11 protein-coding genes are annotated in these 16,652 nt (G+C 70.5%); 6 read left to right on the top strand and 5 right to left on the bottom strand.

Translation table 11 applies throughout. The features are described 5' to 3' along the window. The first annotated feature begins 129 nt into the window (after positions 1-129). Genes OG251_RS13940 through OG251_RS13930 form a run of 3 tightly spaced genes read left to right on the top strand, consistent with a single transcriptional unit; the run spans position 130 to position 4,105 of the window. Entirely contained in the window at positions 130-2,226 is a 2,097-nt protein-coding gene (locus OG251_RS13940) for a helix-turn-helix domain-containing protein (RefSeq protein ID WP_326681253.1), read from the top strand. Then, positions 2,223-3,215 (top strand): hypothetical protein, encoded by a 993-nt coding sequence (locus OG251_RS13935; RefSeq protein WP_326677481.1) that lies wholly within the window; start codon positions 2,223-2,225, stop codon positions 3,213-3,215. The genes OG251_RS13940 and OG251_RS13935 overlap by 4 nt, the downstream gene beginning before the upstream one ends. Next, positions 3,212-4,105 (top strand): DUF6339 family protein, encoded by an 894-nt coding sequence (locus tag OG251_RS13930; protein WP_326677480.1) that lies wholly within the window; start codon positions 3,212-3,214, stop codon positions 4,103-4,105. Before OG251_RS13935 ends, OG251_RS13930 begins: the two co-directional genes overlap by 4 nt. 17 nt (positions 4,106-4,122) lie before the next feature. Here OG251_RS13930 and OG251_RS13925 read toward each other — a convergent pair whose 3' ends face one another. The 5 genes from OG251_RS13925 to OG251_RS13905 form a co-directional block, all read right to left on the bottom strand. Next, a complete protein-coding gene (locus OG251_RS13925; RefSeq protein ID WP_326677479.1) occupies positions 4,123-5,364 on the bottom strand; it encodes a DNA cytosine methyltransferase in 1,242 nt (413 codons plus the stop codon). 70 nt (positions 5,365-5,434) lie between these two features. Beyond that, complete coding sequence (locus tag OG251_RS13920; RefSeq protein ID WP_326677478.1) at positions 5,435-6,388, bottom strand: DNA cytosine methyltransferase; 954 nt, start codon at positions 6,386-6,388, stop codon at positions 5,435-5,437. After that, positions 6,385-6,840 carry a very short patch repair endonuclease gene (locus OG251_RS13915; protein ID WP_326677477.1) on the bottom strand — a complete coding sequence of 152 codons (456 nt, stop codon included), beginning with the start codon at positions 6,838-6,840 and terminating at the stop codon, positions 6,385-6,387. The genes OG251_RS13920 and OG251_RS13915 overlap by 4 nt, the downstream gene beginning before the upstream one ends. Positions 6,841-6,850: 10 nt before the next feature. Next, complete coding sequence (locus OG251_RS13910; RefSeq protein WP_326677476.1) at positions 6,851-9,793, bottom strand: Z1 domain-containing protein; 2,943 nt, start codon at positions 9,791-9,793, stop codon at positions 6,851-6,853. Positions 9,794-9,836: 43 nt separating this feature from the next. Then, positions 9,837-11,366 carry an ATP-binding protein gene (locus tag OG251_RS13905; RefSeq protein WP_326677475.1) on the bottom strand — a complete coding sequence of 510 codons (1,530 nt, stop codon included), beginning with the start codon at positions 11,364-11,366 and terminating at the stop codon, positions 9,837-9,839. Between the two features lie 348 nt (positions 11,367-11,714). On the opposite strand from OG251_RS13905, the gene OG251_RS13900 reads away from it, so the two are divergent. Genes OG251_RS13900 through OG251_RS13890 form a run of 3 tightly spaced genes read left to right on the top strand, consistent with a single transcriptional unit; the run spans position 11,715 to position 16,614 of the window. After that, positions 11,715-12,149: a hypothetical protein gene (locus OG251_RS13900; protein WP_326677474.1), complete on the top strand. Its 435-nt coding sequence runs from the start codon at positions 11,715-11,717 to the stop codon at positions 12,147-12,149. Positions 12,150-12,154: 5 nt separating this feature from the next. After that, a complete protein-coding gene (locus OG251_RS13895) occupies positions 12,155-14,995 on the top strand; it encodes a substrate-binding domain-containing protein (protein WP_326677473.1) in 2,841 nt (946 codons plus the stop codon). Continuing rightward, positions 14,992-16,614: an extracellular solute-binding protein gene (locus OG251_RS13890; RefSeq protein WP_326677472.1), complete on the top strand. Its 1,623-nt coding sequence runs from the start codon at positions 14,992-14,994 to the stop codon at positions 16,612-16,614. Before OG251_RS13895 ends, OG251_RS13890 begins: the two co-directional genes overlap by 4 nt. Positions 16,615-16,652: the final 38 nt, after the last annotated feature.

The raw sequence follows: 16,652 nt of genomic DNA, 5'->3' as shown, positions 1-16,652 counted from the left end.
GAGAACCTTCCTGGGCCCCGTGAGTGATGTCAAACAGGATTGTCGCCCGCGTGTCGTTGTCAAATGAGGGTGTACGGTTGGTTCCCTGGGCAGCGCAGGAGCTGAGGAGTGGTGACGTTGGACACCGGCATGGACTTCGGTCCCTGGCTCGCACGACAGCTGAAGCAGTCGAAGATGAGCCAGGCCGATCTCGCTCAGGAGATCGGGCTGACCCGAGCGGCCGTCTCGGCCTGGATCACCGGGCGGGCGACTCCCCGCGAGGAGACGATCGTCAAGATCGCCGAAGCGCTGGGGACGGATCTGGGGACGATCCACACCCGCACCGCCGATACCCTGGCCGGCCTGCCGGTCTCCTGGTACCACCGTCCCGGATACGCGGACGGGGGACGCGAGTTCGGCAACGCGGCGGCCTTCGCGTTCCGGGCCGATGTCGGAGTGCTGGCCCGCGAGGCCACCCAGAACAGCCTGGACGAACGCCTGGATCTCGACCGGCCCGTGCGGGTGCGGTACACGCTGCACGAACTGACCGGAAAGTTCCTGGCCCGGTTCAAGGACGAGATTCGCTGGGACGACCTCCTTCCGCACTACCGGGCGGCTTCCGCACAGGACCAGAAGGTCGGCCGGACGATCGCCGCCGGGCTGCGTGACATGCACGAGCGCGACCGACTGGTCCTCCTGCGCATCGACGACTACAACGCCTCCGGTCTGACCGGCGACGACTACGAGACCGGACGCTTCGCCGCGGTCGTGCGTCGTCAGCTCGACAGCCACAAGTCCGTGCGTGGTGCCGGTGGCTCGTACGGACTGGGCAAGGCGACGCTCTGGGCGACGAGCCGACTCGGCCTGGTGCTCATGAACTCCACGCTGTCGGAACCGCACGAGGGACGGACCGAGCGGCGGCTCATCGGCCGACTCGATCTGCCCTGGCGCGAGGTGGACGGAACACCCTGGGCCGGCCCGGCCTGGTTCGGTCGGCCGGATCCCGACGCCGACGATGCGAACGTCGCCCGTTCGTGGTGGGCCGACGAGGGCGGAGCCGAGCGGCTCCATCTCTCCAGGGAGAGCGCGGAGCCCGGGACGTCGTTCCTGATCGTGGGGGCCCACGACGTGGCGAGCCTCGCCGACGCGACAGAGAACGGCGACGTCGAGGACAGCGACAGCGTGCATCGCATGCACCACCGTCTCCGGGAGGCACTCGGCCGGAACTTCTGGGCGGCCATGACCGGTGGAGGAACCGGGCAACCGTTGCTGGAAGCCTCCGTCCGGACGCTCCGCAACGGGGAGGAGATCATCGCGGAGGCACGCGTCGACCCCCGCGACACCCAACCTTCGCGGACCCGTGCGCTGCAGGCGTTCCTGGACGGTACGACCGTGGAGCGGTTGACGGAGTCCGGACAGGTGGCCATGACCACCGTGCCCCTGGTGGTGCCGGGGCGCGGGGGACGGAGCGACGGGGAGCACCGGGCCGTCGTTCTGGTGACCGAGGCCGCGGACGGCGAAGGGAAGCCGAACCGGGTGACGACCATGCGGGGCAACCGCATGACGGTCAGGATCGGTTGGGTGCCCAACCTGCCGGTGGGAACGAATCTCTTCCAGGCCGTGCTCCTCGCGGGCCGGGCGGCGGGTGACGACGCGCCCTTCGCCGACGAGGCGGAGGCGTTCCTTCGTGCCGCGGAACCGCCCGAGCACGACAAGTGGGGACAGACGGAAGAGCTGCGGATGCTCTACTCACCCTCCGCGTACCGACGCATCGGCGCTCTCACCACCGAGACGAACAAGGCCGTGCGCGATCTGGTGGCGCTTCCCGCCAAGAAGCGCAAGGGCGGTTCGGAGCGGCTGCGCAAACGGCTCGCCGTGGGAGGCCGCAAGGTCGCCCGGCCCGTGACGGCGCTGGGTCCGCCGACACTGGAGGAGCTCGACGCGCAGATCGACGGCGACGGCGCGTGGTGCGTCACGGGGGAGATCAAGGTTCCTCTCGGAGGAGACTCCTGGCACCCCGTCCCGGTGGCGAAGCTGGAAGTGCGCTCCGGGCCGCGACCGGTTCTGGGCTGGTCCGAACTCGTCGCCGTGCACAACTGCGAGGTGGTCGACGGGGCGATCCACATCGCGCCCGGCGCACGCAGCGCGACCTTCCGGGGAACCACCGACGTATCCACCCATCCGGTACGGGCCGTGTTCAGCGGACTCGTCGTGGAGCTGCGCACCGACAAGGGGGGCCAGGCATGAGGGTCTATCCGTACAAGCGACTTCCCGGTGTCGTGTCGCTCCGGGTCGACGCTGTCGAACTGCGGGGCCCGGGCGAGTTCCGGGAACCGCTGGACACCAGCGCGTTCTCGACCGTCGATCAGGTGGTCGCGCCGGGAGTGGCCGGGCGGGACGACTGGGAGAGCGCCCGACTGAAGCTTTCCGCCACCCTGCCCGGCAGGGCGACCGAGCCCGGCGGCCCCTGGTCCGATGTGGCGGTCGTCGCCGTGCTGAGCGAGGGTGCGACCAACACGAGGATCACGGCGTCCCTGAAGCCTGGACCGGAAGGGGGCCGCCAGTGGACGGGCCATCTGGATCTGTGGCGTGAGGACCATCTGGACCGGGCCACGATGTCTCTCCACGTGGTCGCCACGGTCGACGGCGTGCCGGGACGGGAGATCGCGACCTCGGACAAGGACTGGATCATCGACCTGAAGGCCGATGCGCCCCTTCGCCAGCGGGAACTCGAAGTCCACGAGGTCGGATTCCGGGAAGGGCCGGAATGGCTGCGTCGCTTCCCGGAGGTGCCGTGGATCGTCGACACATCCGGTGACCTCCCCGCTGTACATGTGAACACCGATTTCGAAGGCATGACCGAACTCATCGTTGGAAACGGCACCTCGGTCGACAATCTGGTCCGGGATCTTCTGATCGCGCAGATGTGCACGGACGTGTGGACAGCCGTCTTCCACACCGCCATCGGTGATCTGGAGATCGAGGACGACGGAACGCCGCTATTCCCGCGCGACTGGCGGGGCGAGGTGCTCCGCGAGATGCTGCCCGACGTCGTGCCCGACCGCCCCCTTGAGGAATCCCTGCGTGAGGTCCACCGGCGACGCACCGGAACGGACGGGTGGACCGACCTCCAACCCCGCATCCACTACGCGGCGACGCTCAGGGCGGAAGTGCCCAAGGCTCTGACCGCCACCATCCGCGGCCTCGAACGCATCCACCGGGGGACCGACGCATGACCGAGAAGCCGAACCACCTGCCCGAGCGCCTGGCCCTTCTCGCGGACCTCAACGCCGCGCAATACATCGGTGAAGGCCTGCTCACCGGGAAGGAGGACGTCCCCTCCATCGGGCTCAACAAGGTCACCGAACCTCTGCCGTACGCGGAAGCGAGCCGTGCCGAGCTGGAGCCGGTCCGCGATCTCGTCGACGACGCCATGCACGTCTTCGGTGAGGGGAAGCCGACGGCGGCCGACGCCTGGTTGGCCCCTCGGCTCCACGCGACGCTGCGGCTCAGCCGACGCGAGGCCGCGGACCGGAGGTTCTGGAACTACCTGGCGCTGGGTGTGGCCCCCGACTACGTAGTCTGGCGCCACATGTCCGATTCGAAGAAGGACAGCGGCGAGCTGCCGAAGGTGGCCGCCGCCCGGTTCAGCGGACCGGCGTACACGCAGGCGTTCGCCCGGCTGTGGTGGGCGGCCGAACTGTTCCGCGACGGTTCCGACTACGCACCGGTCGAGACCGTCTGTGCGCACCAGGACGTGTTCAACACCGTGCTGAGGCTCGACGTGATCGATCATCGGCCGACGGCACAGGCGATGGTGCGCCTGATCGAGCGCGCCACAGTGGGGACCGGCCGGGAGATCAACGCGTTGGGGAAGGCGATCAACGCGTCTGCGGCCACACTCATGTACGACCTCATCGCCCCGGACGCCGAACGGGACGGCCGGCCGCTACGGGCGTGGATCGAGGCGGGCGAGTGGGCGGCAGCCGTGCCGCGCAGGACGCTCCCGGAAGGTCCCGCCGAGGAGAAGGCCCCCGAGGCGTCCGTGGCCGCACTGGCCGACCTGTTCGCGAGCCTCTTCGTCGAGGCCCCCGTGCGGGGAAAGGCGGCCGTCGACGAGACGTGACGGCGGGGCCGACGGCCTCAGACGTCGTCGTCCCCGTTCTCGACCGGGGACGGGGGCTGCGGTTTCCAGTCCTTGAGCTCGTCGTACCACTCCTTCTTCGGCTTCTCGCGCAGGAGAGCCATGCTCAGGATGTGGAGGGAGAGCCGGGGCGGGATGGCGTTGCCGATCTGCTGGGCCACGTCGGTGGATCGCCAGGGGTAGGCGGCGGGGAAGGACTGGAGGAGCCCGGCCTCTTCGAACGACAGCCGTTCCAGTTCCTCACCGACCTCCTTCGCACCCGCCTCGCCCTTGAGCAGGTAGAGACGGTTGCGTCGTACCTTGCCGGTGATCGTCGGCGCGGGCTCGTCGGAGGTGCGCAGTCCTCGGTTCTTGGGGTCGCCGCCGGAGCCGTAGTTGGAGACCATGACGAAGTCGTCGGGACGGGTCGCTCTGAGAACGTCCCCCATGGACACCCAGGGCTTGATGGGCTCGTCAACCTCGTCGTCGGGCAGGGGCAGGAACAGGGCGTCGTCCCCGGGGGCGTCCGTCGACGTCAGCCTTTCGGCGCCCTTCACGTACCTCTGGTGCGTCGGCTTCGGGAAGTGGACCTTTCGATTCTCGTTCCCGGGGTCGTACTGTGCGATAAGCACGGCTCGTCGCCTGGCCTGCGGGACACCGAAATCCTCGGAGTGCAGCACATGGGCTTCTGCTGCGTATCCGGTCCGCTTGAGGATTTTGACGTAGTGCTTCCACACCTGCAGAACGGTGGGTACCTGTTCCAGGACGACCACTTCGTACGGGCGACCGCGCTTGAGCTTGGCCTCCATGATCCAGCGCAGGGGCTGGAGCACGAACCCGGTGCGCTCGTCCGACATGAGGTCGGTCTCGGCCTTGACCGCTTTCCACTCCGCCTCGAAAGAAGCGAAGTCCTCGTGGTCGGCCAACCGCGTGGCCAGGCTCAGCACATCGTCCAGGGCCTTGTGACCCTTCCGGCTGCCCGCGACGGAGAAGGACTGGCAGGGCGGCCCGCCGGTGAGCACCGTCGCCTCGACGACCGAGGGGTGGCACGGGCCCAGCGCGGCGACGTCCTTGATCTCGGTGGTCAGCAGACCGGCCGCGTCACGGGTAGCACGCGTGGGGTCGTCCCACTCGACGCCGATGCTCGCCACATCCTCGCCCTCCATGATCGTGGCGGCGATGTCGAGACCGCCGGGCCCGGCGAAGAGATCGACGATCCCGAATTTCGCAGGCGGAAGTGAGGGGTGTGCTGGGCGGGTCATGGTGTGAAAGTGTAGCCGGCGTTCAACCGCACTCCGTCCAGCACTTCGGGGTCGATCGACCCGCTCGGGATCATGCGGCCAGGGCGGCCGCGATGGCCCGCCCCAGCGCGTTCCCGACGGGCGGCGGAGAGGCGTGGCCGATCTGCCGGTAGCGCGCGGTCTTCTTCCCGGCGAATTCCCATTTCGGGGGAAAAGCCTGCAGAAGGGCCGCCTGCTCGACCGTGAGCTTGATCATTCCCGTGGAGTCGTCGTCCGGTCCGGGTACCTCGTCGGCCAGCGCCCCACCGTTCACCCCCATGCGGGCCCATGCCTTCTTCGTACCCGTGGGCCCCAGATCCGCGCCTCCCCGCTTGTCCGATCCCCCCACCAGGGTGGGAGCGACGCTCAGCGCCTGTGCCGCCCACGCGTCCGCGCCGGACCAACCACGAGCGGCCATGGAACGGTGCAGCGCGCTGCCGACCGGGACATGACTGTCGGCCGTGGGTGTCGGCGGGTGGAACGCGTCGAAGTACGGCTCCTTCAATGCGACGAGCACGCCCTGCTTGCGGTCCTGCGGCACGCCGAAGTCGGCCGCGTTCAGGACGAACCAGCGGAACCGGTACCCGAGGTGCTCCAGTTCCTTGCGGATGAATTCCCGGACGGCCTCGAAGGACGGGGAGTCGACCAGGCCGGGCACGTTCTCGATGAGCAGGGCCCGCGGCTGGATGGAATGGGCGAGCAGTACCGCGGCCTCCAGCAGGCGCAGCTCCTCCTCGGTCTCCGCCCTCGCCACGGTCGCGCTGGACTTCACGCGCGGCAGTCCGGCCGACAGCAGATCGACGTCGTAGGTCAGCGGATGCTCGTCCGGGACGAAGTCCAGCAGGTCCATCTCCTGGACGTTCCACGTCGGCCGGTTCATACGCAGGGTCTCGCAGGCCAAGGGCTTCCGGTCGAGAAGCAGTACGGGGTCGAAGCCCGCTGCCTCCAGCCCCAGCGCCAATCCGCCCGCGCCCGCACACACATCGACGAACCGCAGTTTGCTCATAGGTCCCCACCCTTGTGTCGTGTCTGCCGCGCCTGTCGTTCTCGCTCGACGATCGCCGCCACTTTCTCGGCGGCCCCGGACGGAGGCTCGTGCTCCCAGAATCGGAGCACCGTCCAGCCCGCCGCCGTCAGATGTTCGGTCGTCTCCAGGTCCCGCGCCATGTTCCGGTCGAGCTTGTCCCGCCACCACTGGGCGTTCGACTTCGGTTGCGTCGCGTGCACGGGGCAGCCGTGCCAGAAGCAACCGTCGATCATCACGGCCACCTTGGCCCGGGGGAACGCGATGTCCATGGTCCGCCGGGGCATGTCCGGCACCCGCGCGTTGACCCGGAAGCGATAGCCCGCCGCGTGCAGCAGCTTCCGCACCGCGACCTCGGGCGCGGTGTCGCGGCTCGCCTGGCGGCTCATCCGGGCGGAGACGCCGGGGGACGAAGGTTTGGCCGTGCTCATCATCACCAGTCTCCTACGCCCCGCCCGCCCCGCGTTCGATGATCGCGGAATCTCTTCGGGTCGAGTCGACGGTCCGGAAGCGCACCAGGCTCTTCCGCGGTCCGGTCGACGACCTCGGGGCGACCAGGGAGAAGGCCATGACGAGGTGCTCGGGGTCGATGGCTCCGGCGGTGGAGATACGGGGTGCCCCGTCCTCCACCACGGGGTACAGGACGAGCACGCCGCGTCGCTCGCGTACGAGCGATTCCACGATCTCGTTCCCCGTCCCCTTCTCCGTGTCCCTCGCGCGAGCGATCCGCAGCGCGGCCCCGCGGTGCTTCGGTTCGCTGATGGCGCCGAAGAGGTCGCCCCGACGCCGTACGCGGTGTGCCAGGGAAAGGGAACGGGAGCCGAGGACCGTGGCCGCGACGCGACGGGAGGACGTCTGCTGCGGAGCGATCACCAGCCAGTCGTCGACCCCCGGACCGTGTTCCCCGGCCGTGAGCAGGGACTCCAGGTGCGGCGAGAACTGGGAGGGGGCGGACCACCGCAGATCGCACAGGACCTTGAGCAGGGCTTCGTGGTCGAGGGTGCCGTGCAGTGCCTCGAAGGTGTCACGGTGGCCGTGGGCCATGGTGACGGGGGTGGGGTCGAGGACATCCAGCACCGGCCGCCACACCTCCGCGTTGTGCCTCAGGTCCGCGGGGGCCGTCGGGTAGGCCGTCGGTTCGACCCATTCGCCGGGGGAGCGGATCTCCACCAGTTCCGCGTTGAACATCTTGTTGCGGGCTGACGGCTTGAGCCAGGAGAGGTGCTGGGAGACCAGGGGCGGGATCTGGGCCGGGGTGACCTGGGGCTTGCCGTCGATCAGGGTGGCGTAGCGGGTGAGCTGGGCGCGGAACGTTTCCTCGTCGCGGCAGATCGCCTCGAACGCCTCGTACAGGTCGACCGTCCTCGTCCGGCCCATCGGCTCCTCGCGGCCGATGTAGAGCCGGACCAGGTCCCGGTAGTTGGGTCGGAAGCCGAACCAGCGGCCCATCTGCATCAGGGTGTCGGCCTGCTGGGTCCTGCGGCGGTAGTACGTCACCGTCAGGCCCTCGACCGTGAAGCCCCGGGACAGCTTCGTGCCGCCGACCAGGATCTTCCATACGTGCGGGGTGCGGTCGAAGTCGAGGTCGGGCTGGGCGTAGTCGCGTTCGGTGTCGCCGTTGACGACGAGCACCGGGGTGCCGCCGGAGTTGATCAGCTGGCGGGCCCGGAAGACGTGCGGCTTCAGTTCCTCGTACGTCGTGGGGGTGGGCAGTTCGTCGTCGGCGAAGCGCCGGAAGTCGGAGGCGAAGAGGGCGGCGAGGCGGTCGTGGCCCTCCTGGCCGGTGTAGGCCGCCTTGTGCCACAGCGTGCTGATGCGCAGGGCGAGGGCCGCGTGCTCGGCCATGCGTACGGACTCGTGGACCAGCATCGTGTGGTGGCGGAACGGCCCTTCGGGGACGCCGTTGGCCGCGCGGTACAGCTTCAGGGCTCCGGTGAGGAGGAAGGCGTCCAGCGCTTCCTGGAGGCGGTCGCCCCTGGCGTCGTCGTGGATGCCCCTGATGTGGGACTCCTCGGCGGGGCCGGTGGTGGAGTCGTCGGTCCGGTCCAGGTCGTGGAAGTCCCGCACGCCCATGTAGCCGGTCGGGCGCGGCAGCGAGATCAGGAAGTCGCGGGGGAAGATGTCCTCGCCGTCGCCCGGGTCGACGAAGACATTGGCGAAGGGGGTCGCCGTGTAGCCGACGTACTGGGCGCGGGGGAGCAGGCCGAGCAGCTGGGAGATCTGGCCGTTGATGGCCGTACGGGCGACCTTGCCCTCCTCCCACTTCTTCGGGTCCGTCGTGTTGACCGATGCCTGGTCGGACTCGTCGTCGATGATCAGCGCCGGGATCTCGGAGAGGATCATCGGGCCGATCTTCTTGAGGTCCGTGATGAGCTTGGCCAGCACGGACTTGTTCTTCTTGACGACCATCACGCGGGCGGCGGCCCGGTGCAGGTTGTCGGGTGCGTACAGCGGCTGCGTGCGGTGCTGCTTGTCGAACTCCAGGGCCCGGATTCCGGTCGCCAGGCTCTTGTAGTCGTCGTCGCGCGTGGTGAGGCGCTCGATGTCGAAGGACCCCCGCGTGGACGGGCGGCCGCCGTGGCTGACGAACTTCGCCGGCCAGTCCTCGTCGTCCTGGTAGTCGACGCCGATCAGGGCGTCCGTGTCCGCGGGGTCGGCGCCGCGCAGGATGTTCTCCCGGCCGATCAGCTCCATGTCCAGGCGGCGCTGGGTCTGGCCGCGGAGCAGGTTCAGCGTGCCGCCGAGGACGATGACCAGGCGGTAGCCCGCGTCGATGGCCTTCGCCGTGACGCCGGTGAAGTTGGCGGTCTTGCCCGACTGCACGTAGCCGACGACCAGACCGCGGGCGCCGTAGGCGTCGGTGCGCGTGGGGTCGGCGAGGCGCTCGACCACGGCGTGGCTCGCCTCGTCCAGGCCGGAGACGGCGGCGTCCGACCAGCCCTTGCGGCGCAGCAGCTGCTCGTACGCGTCCCAGTAGAAGGAACGGGCGGCAGCGGTGTCGCGGGAGTACCAGGACGTGGGGGTCGTGCTGATGACGGTCGGGCCGGGCTCCTTGAAGACCGGAACCGCGTGGTCGAGCGCCTTGCGCAGGTCGGCGCCGAAGCCGAGCCGGGTGTACGTGTCCGCGCGGCGCTCGTCGGTCCGGGCCGGGGAGGCCGACCAGTCGGCCTGTTCCGCCAGGTCCCAGCCGGTCAGGGTGCGGTGCCAGAGCGCGGTGAGCTCGTCGCCGGGGCTCGCGCCGATGAGGCGGTCCCTGAAGTGGCTCAGCTCCGTGTCGGCGGGTTCGTCGGCCTCGGCGATGACGAACGCCAGCTTGGCGAAGTGCTTGGGGCCCCGGCGCATCGCGCCCAGGACATCGCCGTGCAGGTTGAACAGGTGGTCGGTCATGGTGGGGACGCTTCCTCGGGTGGGGACGGCCGGACGCGACGGGTCAGCGCGCGAGTTCGCAGCGCGCGGCCGTCACCAGGACGCTGTTCCACAGGGCGACGTTGTCGGTGTGGACGGCCCGGACCCGCTCCTTCTGGAAGATCTCGTTGACCATCAGATAGAGCATGCTCTTCACCACCGGGGCGTCGTTCAGGCCGCCGCGCCGCCCGCCGTTGAACACCTGCCGGTACTCCTTGTTGAGCCTGACCTCCCGCTCCTCGCGGTCGAGTTCGAAGAACACGTCCGAGGGCAGCGCGTCCCAGCGGAACGTGATCGGGGCCTCGCCCTCCAGCTCCGGCAGCTCGTCGCGCAGCGTGCGCCGCAGCCGGGGGTCCAGGCCCTTGCCGGCCGGGAGGACCGCCTTGCGCTGCGGCTCCGTGGCGCGCCGGGCCGCTTCCCGGTACGTCGTCTCCGCCTCCTGGAGGTACGTGGCGAAGCTCCGGCCCGTACCGTCCACGGCCTGTTCCAGGCCGCGCGCGAAGGCGGGCGTGACCGTCACCCCGTCCTTCTTGACGGTGAGGCTGAAGACGTCGTTCGGCTCGGTCGGCAGATCGACGGCGATACGGGCCAGGGCGAGGTGTCCCTCGGCGCTGCGGGTGCTGTTCCAGCCGCCCGCCTGGACGAGCCGGTCGTTGCGGTAGACGTAGAAGCCCTGGCGTTCGGCGAGCGGGCCGATGCCCCGGTAGCTGACCAGCGGGGACTTCGGCGGCCAGATGTGCGCGGTGAGCGCCACCTCGCCGACGCCCTCGACGGGGGCGGTGTACGTACGGGGGTAGCCGGGCCGGCCGGGGACGCGGTAGCCGAACGGGTCGATCGGCTCGACTCCCCGGTGGTCCAGTTCGTCCGTGGTCCGTACGTCCTCGACGACGATGTCGACGTTGAAGTCCTCGCGGGCGAGGAAGCGGTGGAGATGGAGTCCGAGGTGGGTCTCCAGCTTCTCGATGGCGTCGTTGAGGAAGCGGTCGGCCTGGCCGGTGGTGACCGTCTCGAAGGCGCGGACCCGGTCCCAGCGGACGATCGTGCCGTGCCACTCGATCAGGCCGTCGTACCGGTCGACGAGGTCCTGGCAGTAGCCGGGGTCGACGATGTCGCACGTGAAGTCGGCGCGGGCGCGGGCGGTCAGCCAGCGGCGTCCGGCCGACGGACTGCGCTTGGTGCGGCTGATCACGGTGAGCGAGTCGGCGTGCGAGAGGGAGGCCGCCTTGAGGCCCGCGCCGAAGTGGCCGAGCGCGCTCTCCCCGTACTCCTGCCGGCCGCCGACCGTCATCGCGGTGTCGAGCGCCTCGTCGTTCATGCCGGAGCCGTCGTCGACGACGAGCAGGCCGACGAGCCGGTCCTCGTCGCGGAGGAAGCTGACCACGACGTTGCGAGCGCCCGCGTCGATCGAGTTGTCGACCAGGTCGGCGATGGCCGCCTCGAATCCGTACCCCTGGTGAGTCAGCGATTCGACGTAACGGGCGGCGGGCGGGAGCCGCTTGCTGCCGGCCGTCGGGATCTCGTACTGCCAGTCCGAGGACGGCTGATAGGGCGGCATGAAGACTTCCTCGCGCGCACGGAGCGGGGCCGCGCGGGAGGCGTACGGCCCTGGGACGATTGGTGAATTGTGATCGTATGGCAAAGGTCGGACATCCGGGAATCCCTCTCGTTGAATCGGCGACGGGTGGCCGGAAGTGCACCTTGAGTGACGGATGGTGGCTCGTCTCCGCCCTTCGCCATGCGGGACAAACGAGTGCCTTGTGTCAACTGCCGTGAAATAATGGCTTGTTCGATGGGGCTCGGAACTGCGGGCGGCAATGGGGCCGATGGGGGCGGGCGAATGGCGGACAGCGGGCGGGTCGGCGGGCAGGTCACGGGAGACGGGGGCGGGGGTGGGGACCCGACCGTGGCGTTACGGATCACCGTCAGTGGTACGCACAGGCGCAAGGAGGACCTTGCCGCGTTGTGCGCCTGGCTGGAGAGCGCTCCCGCGCTGAACGAGGCGCGGGGGCGGGCCGAGCTCCGGGTGGAGCGTGGGGTCTCGCGCACCCAGAGCGAGTCGATGGGCGGGGACCTGGTCCAGGACATCCTGCTCATCGTGGCCGCCGAGGCCGTGCGGCCGCTCGCCGACATCGCCTGGAACTCGGTCAGGACCTGGCACCGCAACCGGCGCAGGCTCGCCAACCCCGAGGAGGAGCCGCGCGTCAGACTCGACGCGGAGGGCTTCGAGAGCGACCCCGCGCTGCACCGGGACACGGACACACCACCGGCGTCCGGCGGCGGTCCGGCCCCCGGCGGGAGGCAACCCGGGCACGGCGACGACCGGCCCGAGGGGGTATAGGCGTCGTGCCGCCGTACAACACCCGCAGTGCGGAGAACCGCGACAAACAGCATCGTGCCGTGCTCATCGGCGTGGACTCGTACGAGCACGAGATCGACCTGCCCGCGGTGGCGCAGAGCCTCCGGCTCATGACCGAGGCGCTCACCGCCCCGTCCTCCGGGGTGTTCGACACGGCCGATGTCCTCACCTTTCCCGCCCTCGGCGAGGGGGACGGGGAGGGGCGTCCGGGCGCGGCGCGGTCGGTGGATCCGATCACCGTGCATGCCGCGTTGCAGTCTGCCCGGAATGAGGTGACCGGGCTGCTCGTCGTGTACTTCGCCGGGCACGGCATCGTCCGTACCGACGGCAGCGATCTGCACCTGCTGTTCAGCCCCTCGCGCATCACCCAGGACCGGGACCATCCCTTCGTGGACGCCCTGTCCTGGCACGCGGTCGTGATGGCCGAGCTGCGGCACGCGAAGGCCGACCGGGTCGTCGTGATCCTCGACTGCTGCTTCGCGGGCAACGCGTCCCATCACTTCACGCCGGACGTCCAGCAGAACCTCGCCGTTCTCATGGCGGCGGAACCGGGGGTCGAGATCCCGCCCGGTGCCGCCGGCCACGGCACCGACTTCACCATCGCCCTCCACAAGCTGCTGACCCGCTGGGCCGTGGCCGACGAACCGGCCGGCTTCACCCGGATCGTCCCCGCGATACGGAAGGAGATGGCGCCGTTCAAGGCCGTCGACGGTCACCGGTGGGTTCCCAAGGAATGTCGCCAGGGCGGTGACGTCCTGCTCGCCCTGACGTCGGCGAGCGAGCGGGCGAAGCCTGAACCGGCGCAGCCCCGGCCACCGTCCCCCGTGGTGCCCGAAGGCGACGGGCCGGGGGCGCCGGACGAACGGGCTCAGCCCAGGTCCGTCGAGCCGAGTGAGCCCGGGTCCGTCGAGCCGGGCGACCCCGGGTCCGTCGTCGAGCCGGACGAGCCCGTGGTGCCGGATGAACCTGGTGAGCCCGCGGTACCCGAGCCGGCCTGGGGCCTCGGCCGGGTACGTCGGCGGCTGCGCGCCCTCGGCCACAACCGCGTCGCCGCCGTCGCTCTCGCTCTGGTGCTCGGTGCCGGAACGGTCCTCTGGGTCGCCCTGTACGGACCGCCTGGAGGCGGATCCGGTGGCTGCGCCCCGCCCATGGAGCTGCGCGTCCTCGTCGATCCCGACCTCCGGCCCACCGTGCAGAAGGCCGCCGACGCCTATGTGAACCGTGACGCGGAGGGCTGCCGCACCGTCGGGATCGGCGTCTACGCGGGTAAGTCCACCGACGCCGTGGCCGCGTTCCAGTCCGCCGCCCTGTGGCAGTCGCCGCTCCCGTCGTGCCCCGCGTCCGGCGACTGCCCGCGGCCCCAGCGCGACCTCGGCGCACAGCCCGACATCTGGATCCCGGCGGCCGGGAGCACCCCGGTGCGGGCGGAGGCCGGGCAGACCGGGTCCGCACGCGCGACGGTGTCGCTCGATCCGATGGGACCGCTGGCCTTCACACCGATGGTGCTCGCCGTCCCCGACGGCGGGCCCGCGACGGCCGATGCGCAGACTCCCGCCCCGCTCGGCTCGCTCATCGCCGGGCTTCTCGCCGGCCGGCCGGACGGCGAGAAGCCGATCCAGGTGCTGCGGCCCGATCCGGAGGGGGCGGACGGGGCCCTGTTGTCCACGGCCGCTCTCTACGCCTCGCCCTCCGCAGGGCCGCCCTCCGTCATCGAGGCGGGGATGGCCGGCGAACTCCGGCCGATGCCCACCACGGCGCAGGAACTGATGTGCGCGCTGTCCGACGGGACCCGCAACGAACTGGAGGACCGGGCCGCCGTGCTGGTGCCCGAGCAGACCATGGCGCTGTTCAACCTGCCACCCAAGGTCTCGGGGCAGGGGACCCGCCCCTCCTGCGCGAGCGACACCCTTCAGCGCCGTACCGCCCGCTACCCCACCGACGTACCGGTACTGGACCTGCCGTTCGTCCGGGTCACCTGGGCGGATGCCGACCGGGACGAGAAGGCGCGCGAGCGGGCGGTGCGGGACTTCCACGACTGGCTGGTGGAGGACGACGCCGCCCAGGCGATCTTCGTGCAGGACGGTTTCCGCGGGGTCGAGGACGGCAAGCCGGCGCCGCCCGGTACGGCCTCGCCGCTTCGCGCGCTCGCCAACGAGGGGGCGGTGAGCATCGACGTCCCGGACTCGGCCCCCGCCGCGTCCGCGGCTTCGGTCGCCGACGCCCTGCGCGACTACCGGCGGGCGCTCGGACCCGGCCGGGTGCTCTATCTGCTGGACAACTCGACGTCCATGGCCGACAACCGGGTCTGGTCCGGGCCCGGCCGTGCCAAGGAGCTGGTCACCCGGTCGATGCGCTCGCTCAGCACAGGGGACCGCTACGGGGTGTGGACGCTCGCCCCGGTGAAGAAGGACGACCATCCGGACGTGGTGTCGTTCGGGCAGCACGGACTGCCCGACGCGCAGAAGGACGTGGGAGCCGCGAAGGTCGTGGACACGAACGCGGACATCGTCGCCGGGCTGACCGACGCGCTGGCCGAGCTCCGTGAGGGTGCGTCGGGCCCCGATCCGCGGCTCCTCGTCCTCGTCACCGATGACGAGGACTCCGCCGGGCTGCCCCGGAAGGACATCGACGCGCTGGTGAAGGCCGCGGGGAAGGGCGCGCCCGTCCGGGTGGTCGCGGTTTCCCTGCGCGACGGGGGCTGTGCGCCGGGGCAGCTGAATCAGCGGCTCGCCGAGGCGACCGGGGGGCGCTGCCTGGACCCGTCGGACGGAATCGCCACGGAGCTGACGGCCGAGGTCGCCAAGACCGGTACGGGGGACGCGGAATGAGCGCGACGGAGAAGGAGACCGGGAACACCGCGGACAGGGGGACGGAGAGTGTGGCGCGGACCGGGACGGAGCGCGCGGCGCGGGCTGCGGGCGCGTACGGCCTGCGCGCCGCCGTGAGTCTGCGCGCCGTTGTGCGCCTACGCGCCACCGCACGCCCGGCCGCCGTCGCGCGCCCGCGCGCCCATCACTCCCGCCGCCTGCGCCGCCTCCGCGCCCTCGCCCTCGGCGCGCTGCTCGCGCTCGTCGCGCCGGCCTGCTCCGGGGGATCCGGTGACGCGGACCCCGGCCCGGACGGGAGCGGGAAGGCGGACGGTACGACGGCCGTCGGGCCCATCGTGGTGGCCAGCGGGCTCGATGTGACCGGTTCCGGCGGCGTACGGCAACAGCTCATCGAGGAGTGGAACCGACAGCACCAGGACGAGCCGAACCTCCGGGCCAAGCTCGTCGAACTGCCGGGCGGCGCCGACCAGCAGCGCAGCCAGTTGCTCGGCGCCCTCCAGTCCGGCAGCTCCGCGTACGACGTGGTCAACCTCGATATCACCTGGATTCCCGAGTTCGCCGAGGCGGGCCTGATCCAGGCGCTGCCCGACAACGAATCCGCCGACCCCGACTTCCTCTCCCGGGTGCGGGGCACCACCGTGTGGGAGGGCCGTACCTACGCCCGGCCCTTCAACAGCGATGTCGGGCTGCTCTACTACCGCCGCGACCTGCTCAAGAAAGGCGGGATCACCAAGGACCGGATGCCCAACGGCGACTGGACCTGGGACAGCCTCTACTCCTCCATCACCACCCTCGACAACGGCATCCTCGACCGGGAGGGCGGCCAGGCGGGCTGGACCACCCAACTGCGGCAGTACGAGGGGCTGACGGTCAACACCATCGAGGCGTTCGCCGCCGTCGGCGTCGAACTCGTGAAGGAGGACGGCACCTACCGGTCCGACCCGAAGGAGCTGAAGAAGGGGCTCAACGAACTGCTCCGGCACACCGACAGCGACCGCCTGCTGCCCGCCGCGCTCTCCTCGGACGAGAACACCACGCTGGCCGACTTCGCCGCCGGTCACGTCGCGTACCTGCGCCACTGGCCGTACGCCTACGGGTCGTTGCAGAGCCGGCTGAAGCCCGACCAGTACTCCGTCACGGCCCTGCCCGGCCACGCCGTGCTCGGCGGCCAGAATCTCGCCGTCTCCGCCGACTCGCCCCGGGCGCACAACGCCCGCGAGCTGATCAAGTTCCTGACCTCGTCGGAGAGCGAACGCTGCCTGCTCGACGCGGGGTTCGCCGCGACCCGTACCTCGGCCTACGAGCCCACGGCGGCGTCCCGGCCCTGCTGGCCGGGTGTCGCCGCCGCCCTGCGGCCCGCCGGGAGCGCTCCGGGAGCGCCCGCGACCGGGGAGGGCAGCGCGCAGATCCCTTCGGAGTCCGACCGCGCGGCGTTCACCCGGACCCTGAGCGAGGCGCTGGAGACGGCGGTGCAGCGGCCCCGTACTCCGTACTACGGGGCGTTCACGCAGGTGCTCCAGTCGGCGGTGCACGAAATGCTGGCCGACGGTTCGCCGGACATCGACGCGATGGCCGAGAAACTCGACGCGGCCCTCGAAGTCGCCTTCGAGGGCCGGTAGAGGGGCGCGATCCGTCATACGGGCAAGGTGATGCGCGG

The sequence above is a fragment of the Streptomyces sp. NBC_01237 genome (assembly GCF_035917275.1).
GTDB lineage: Bacteria > Actinomycetota > Actinomycetes > Streptomycetales > Streptomycetaceae > Streptomyces.
The sequence above is the reverse complement of the archived record's forward strand: the minus strand, read 5'-3'. Positions and strand labels throughout refer to the sequence as shown.

What these genes read in the sequence shown, in the direction of transcription:
- OG251_RS13940 (WP_326681253.1), top strand. Translation starts at nt 130, where the DNA reads ATGGACTTCGGTCCCTGGCTCGCACGACAGCTGAAGCAGTCGAAGATG.
- OG251_RS13935 (WP_326677481.1), top strand. Translation starts at nt 2,223, where the DNA reads ATGAGGGTCTATCCGTACAAGCGACTTCCCGGTGTCGTGTCGCTCCGG.
- OG251_RS13930 (WP_326677480.1), top strand. Translation starts at nt 3,212, where the DNA reads ATGACCGAGAAGCCGAACCACCTGCCCGAGCGCCTGGCCCTTCTCGCG.
- OG251_RS13925 (WP_326677479.1), bottom strand. Translation starts at nt 5,364, where the DNA reads ATGACCCGCCCAGCACACCCCTCACTTCCGCCTGCGAAATTCGGGATC.
- OG251_RS13920 (WP_326677478.1), bottom strand. Translation starts at nt 6,388, where the DNA reads ATGAGCAAACTGCGGTTCGTCGATGTGTGTGCGGGCGCGGGCGGATTG.
- OG251_RS13915 (WP_326677477.1), bottom strand. Translation starts at nt 6,840, where the DNA reads ATGATGAGCACGGCCAAACCTTCGTCCCCCGGCGTCTCCGCCCGGATG.
- OG251_RS13910 (WP_326677476.1), bottom strand. Translation starts at nt 9,793, where the DNA reads ATGACCGACCACCTGTTCAACCTGCACGGCGATGTCCTGGGCGCGATG.
- OG251_RS13905 (WP_326677475.1), bottom strand. Translation starts at nt 11,366, where the DNA reads ATGCCGCCCTATCAGCCGTCCTCGGACTGGCAGTACGAGATCCCGACG.
- OG251_RS13890 (WP_326677472.1), top strand. Translation starts at nt 14,992, where the DNA reads ATGAGCGCGACGGAGAAGGAGACCGGGAACACCGCGGACAGGGGGACG.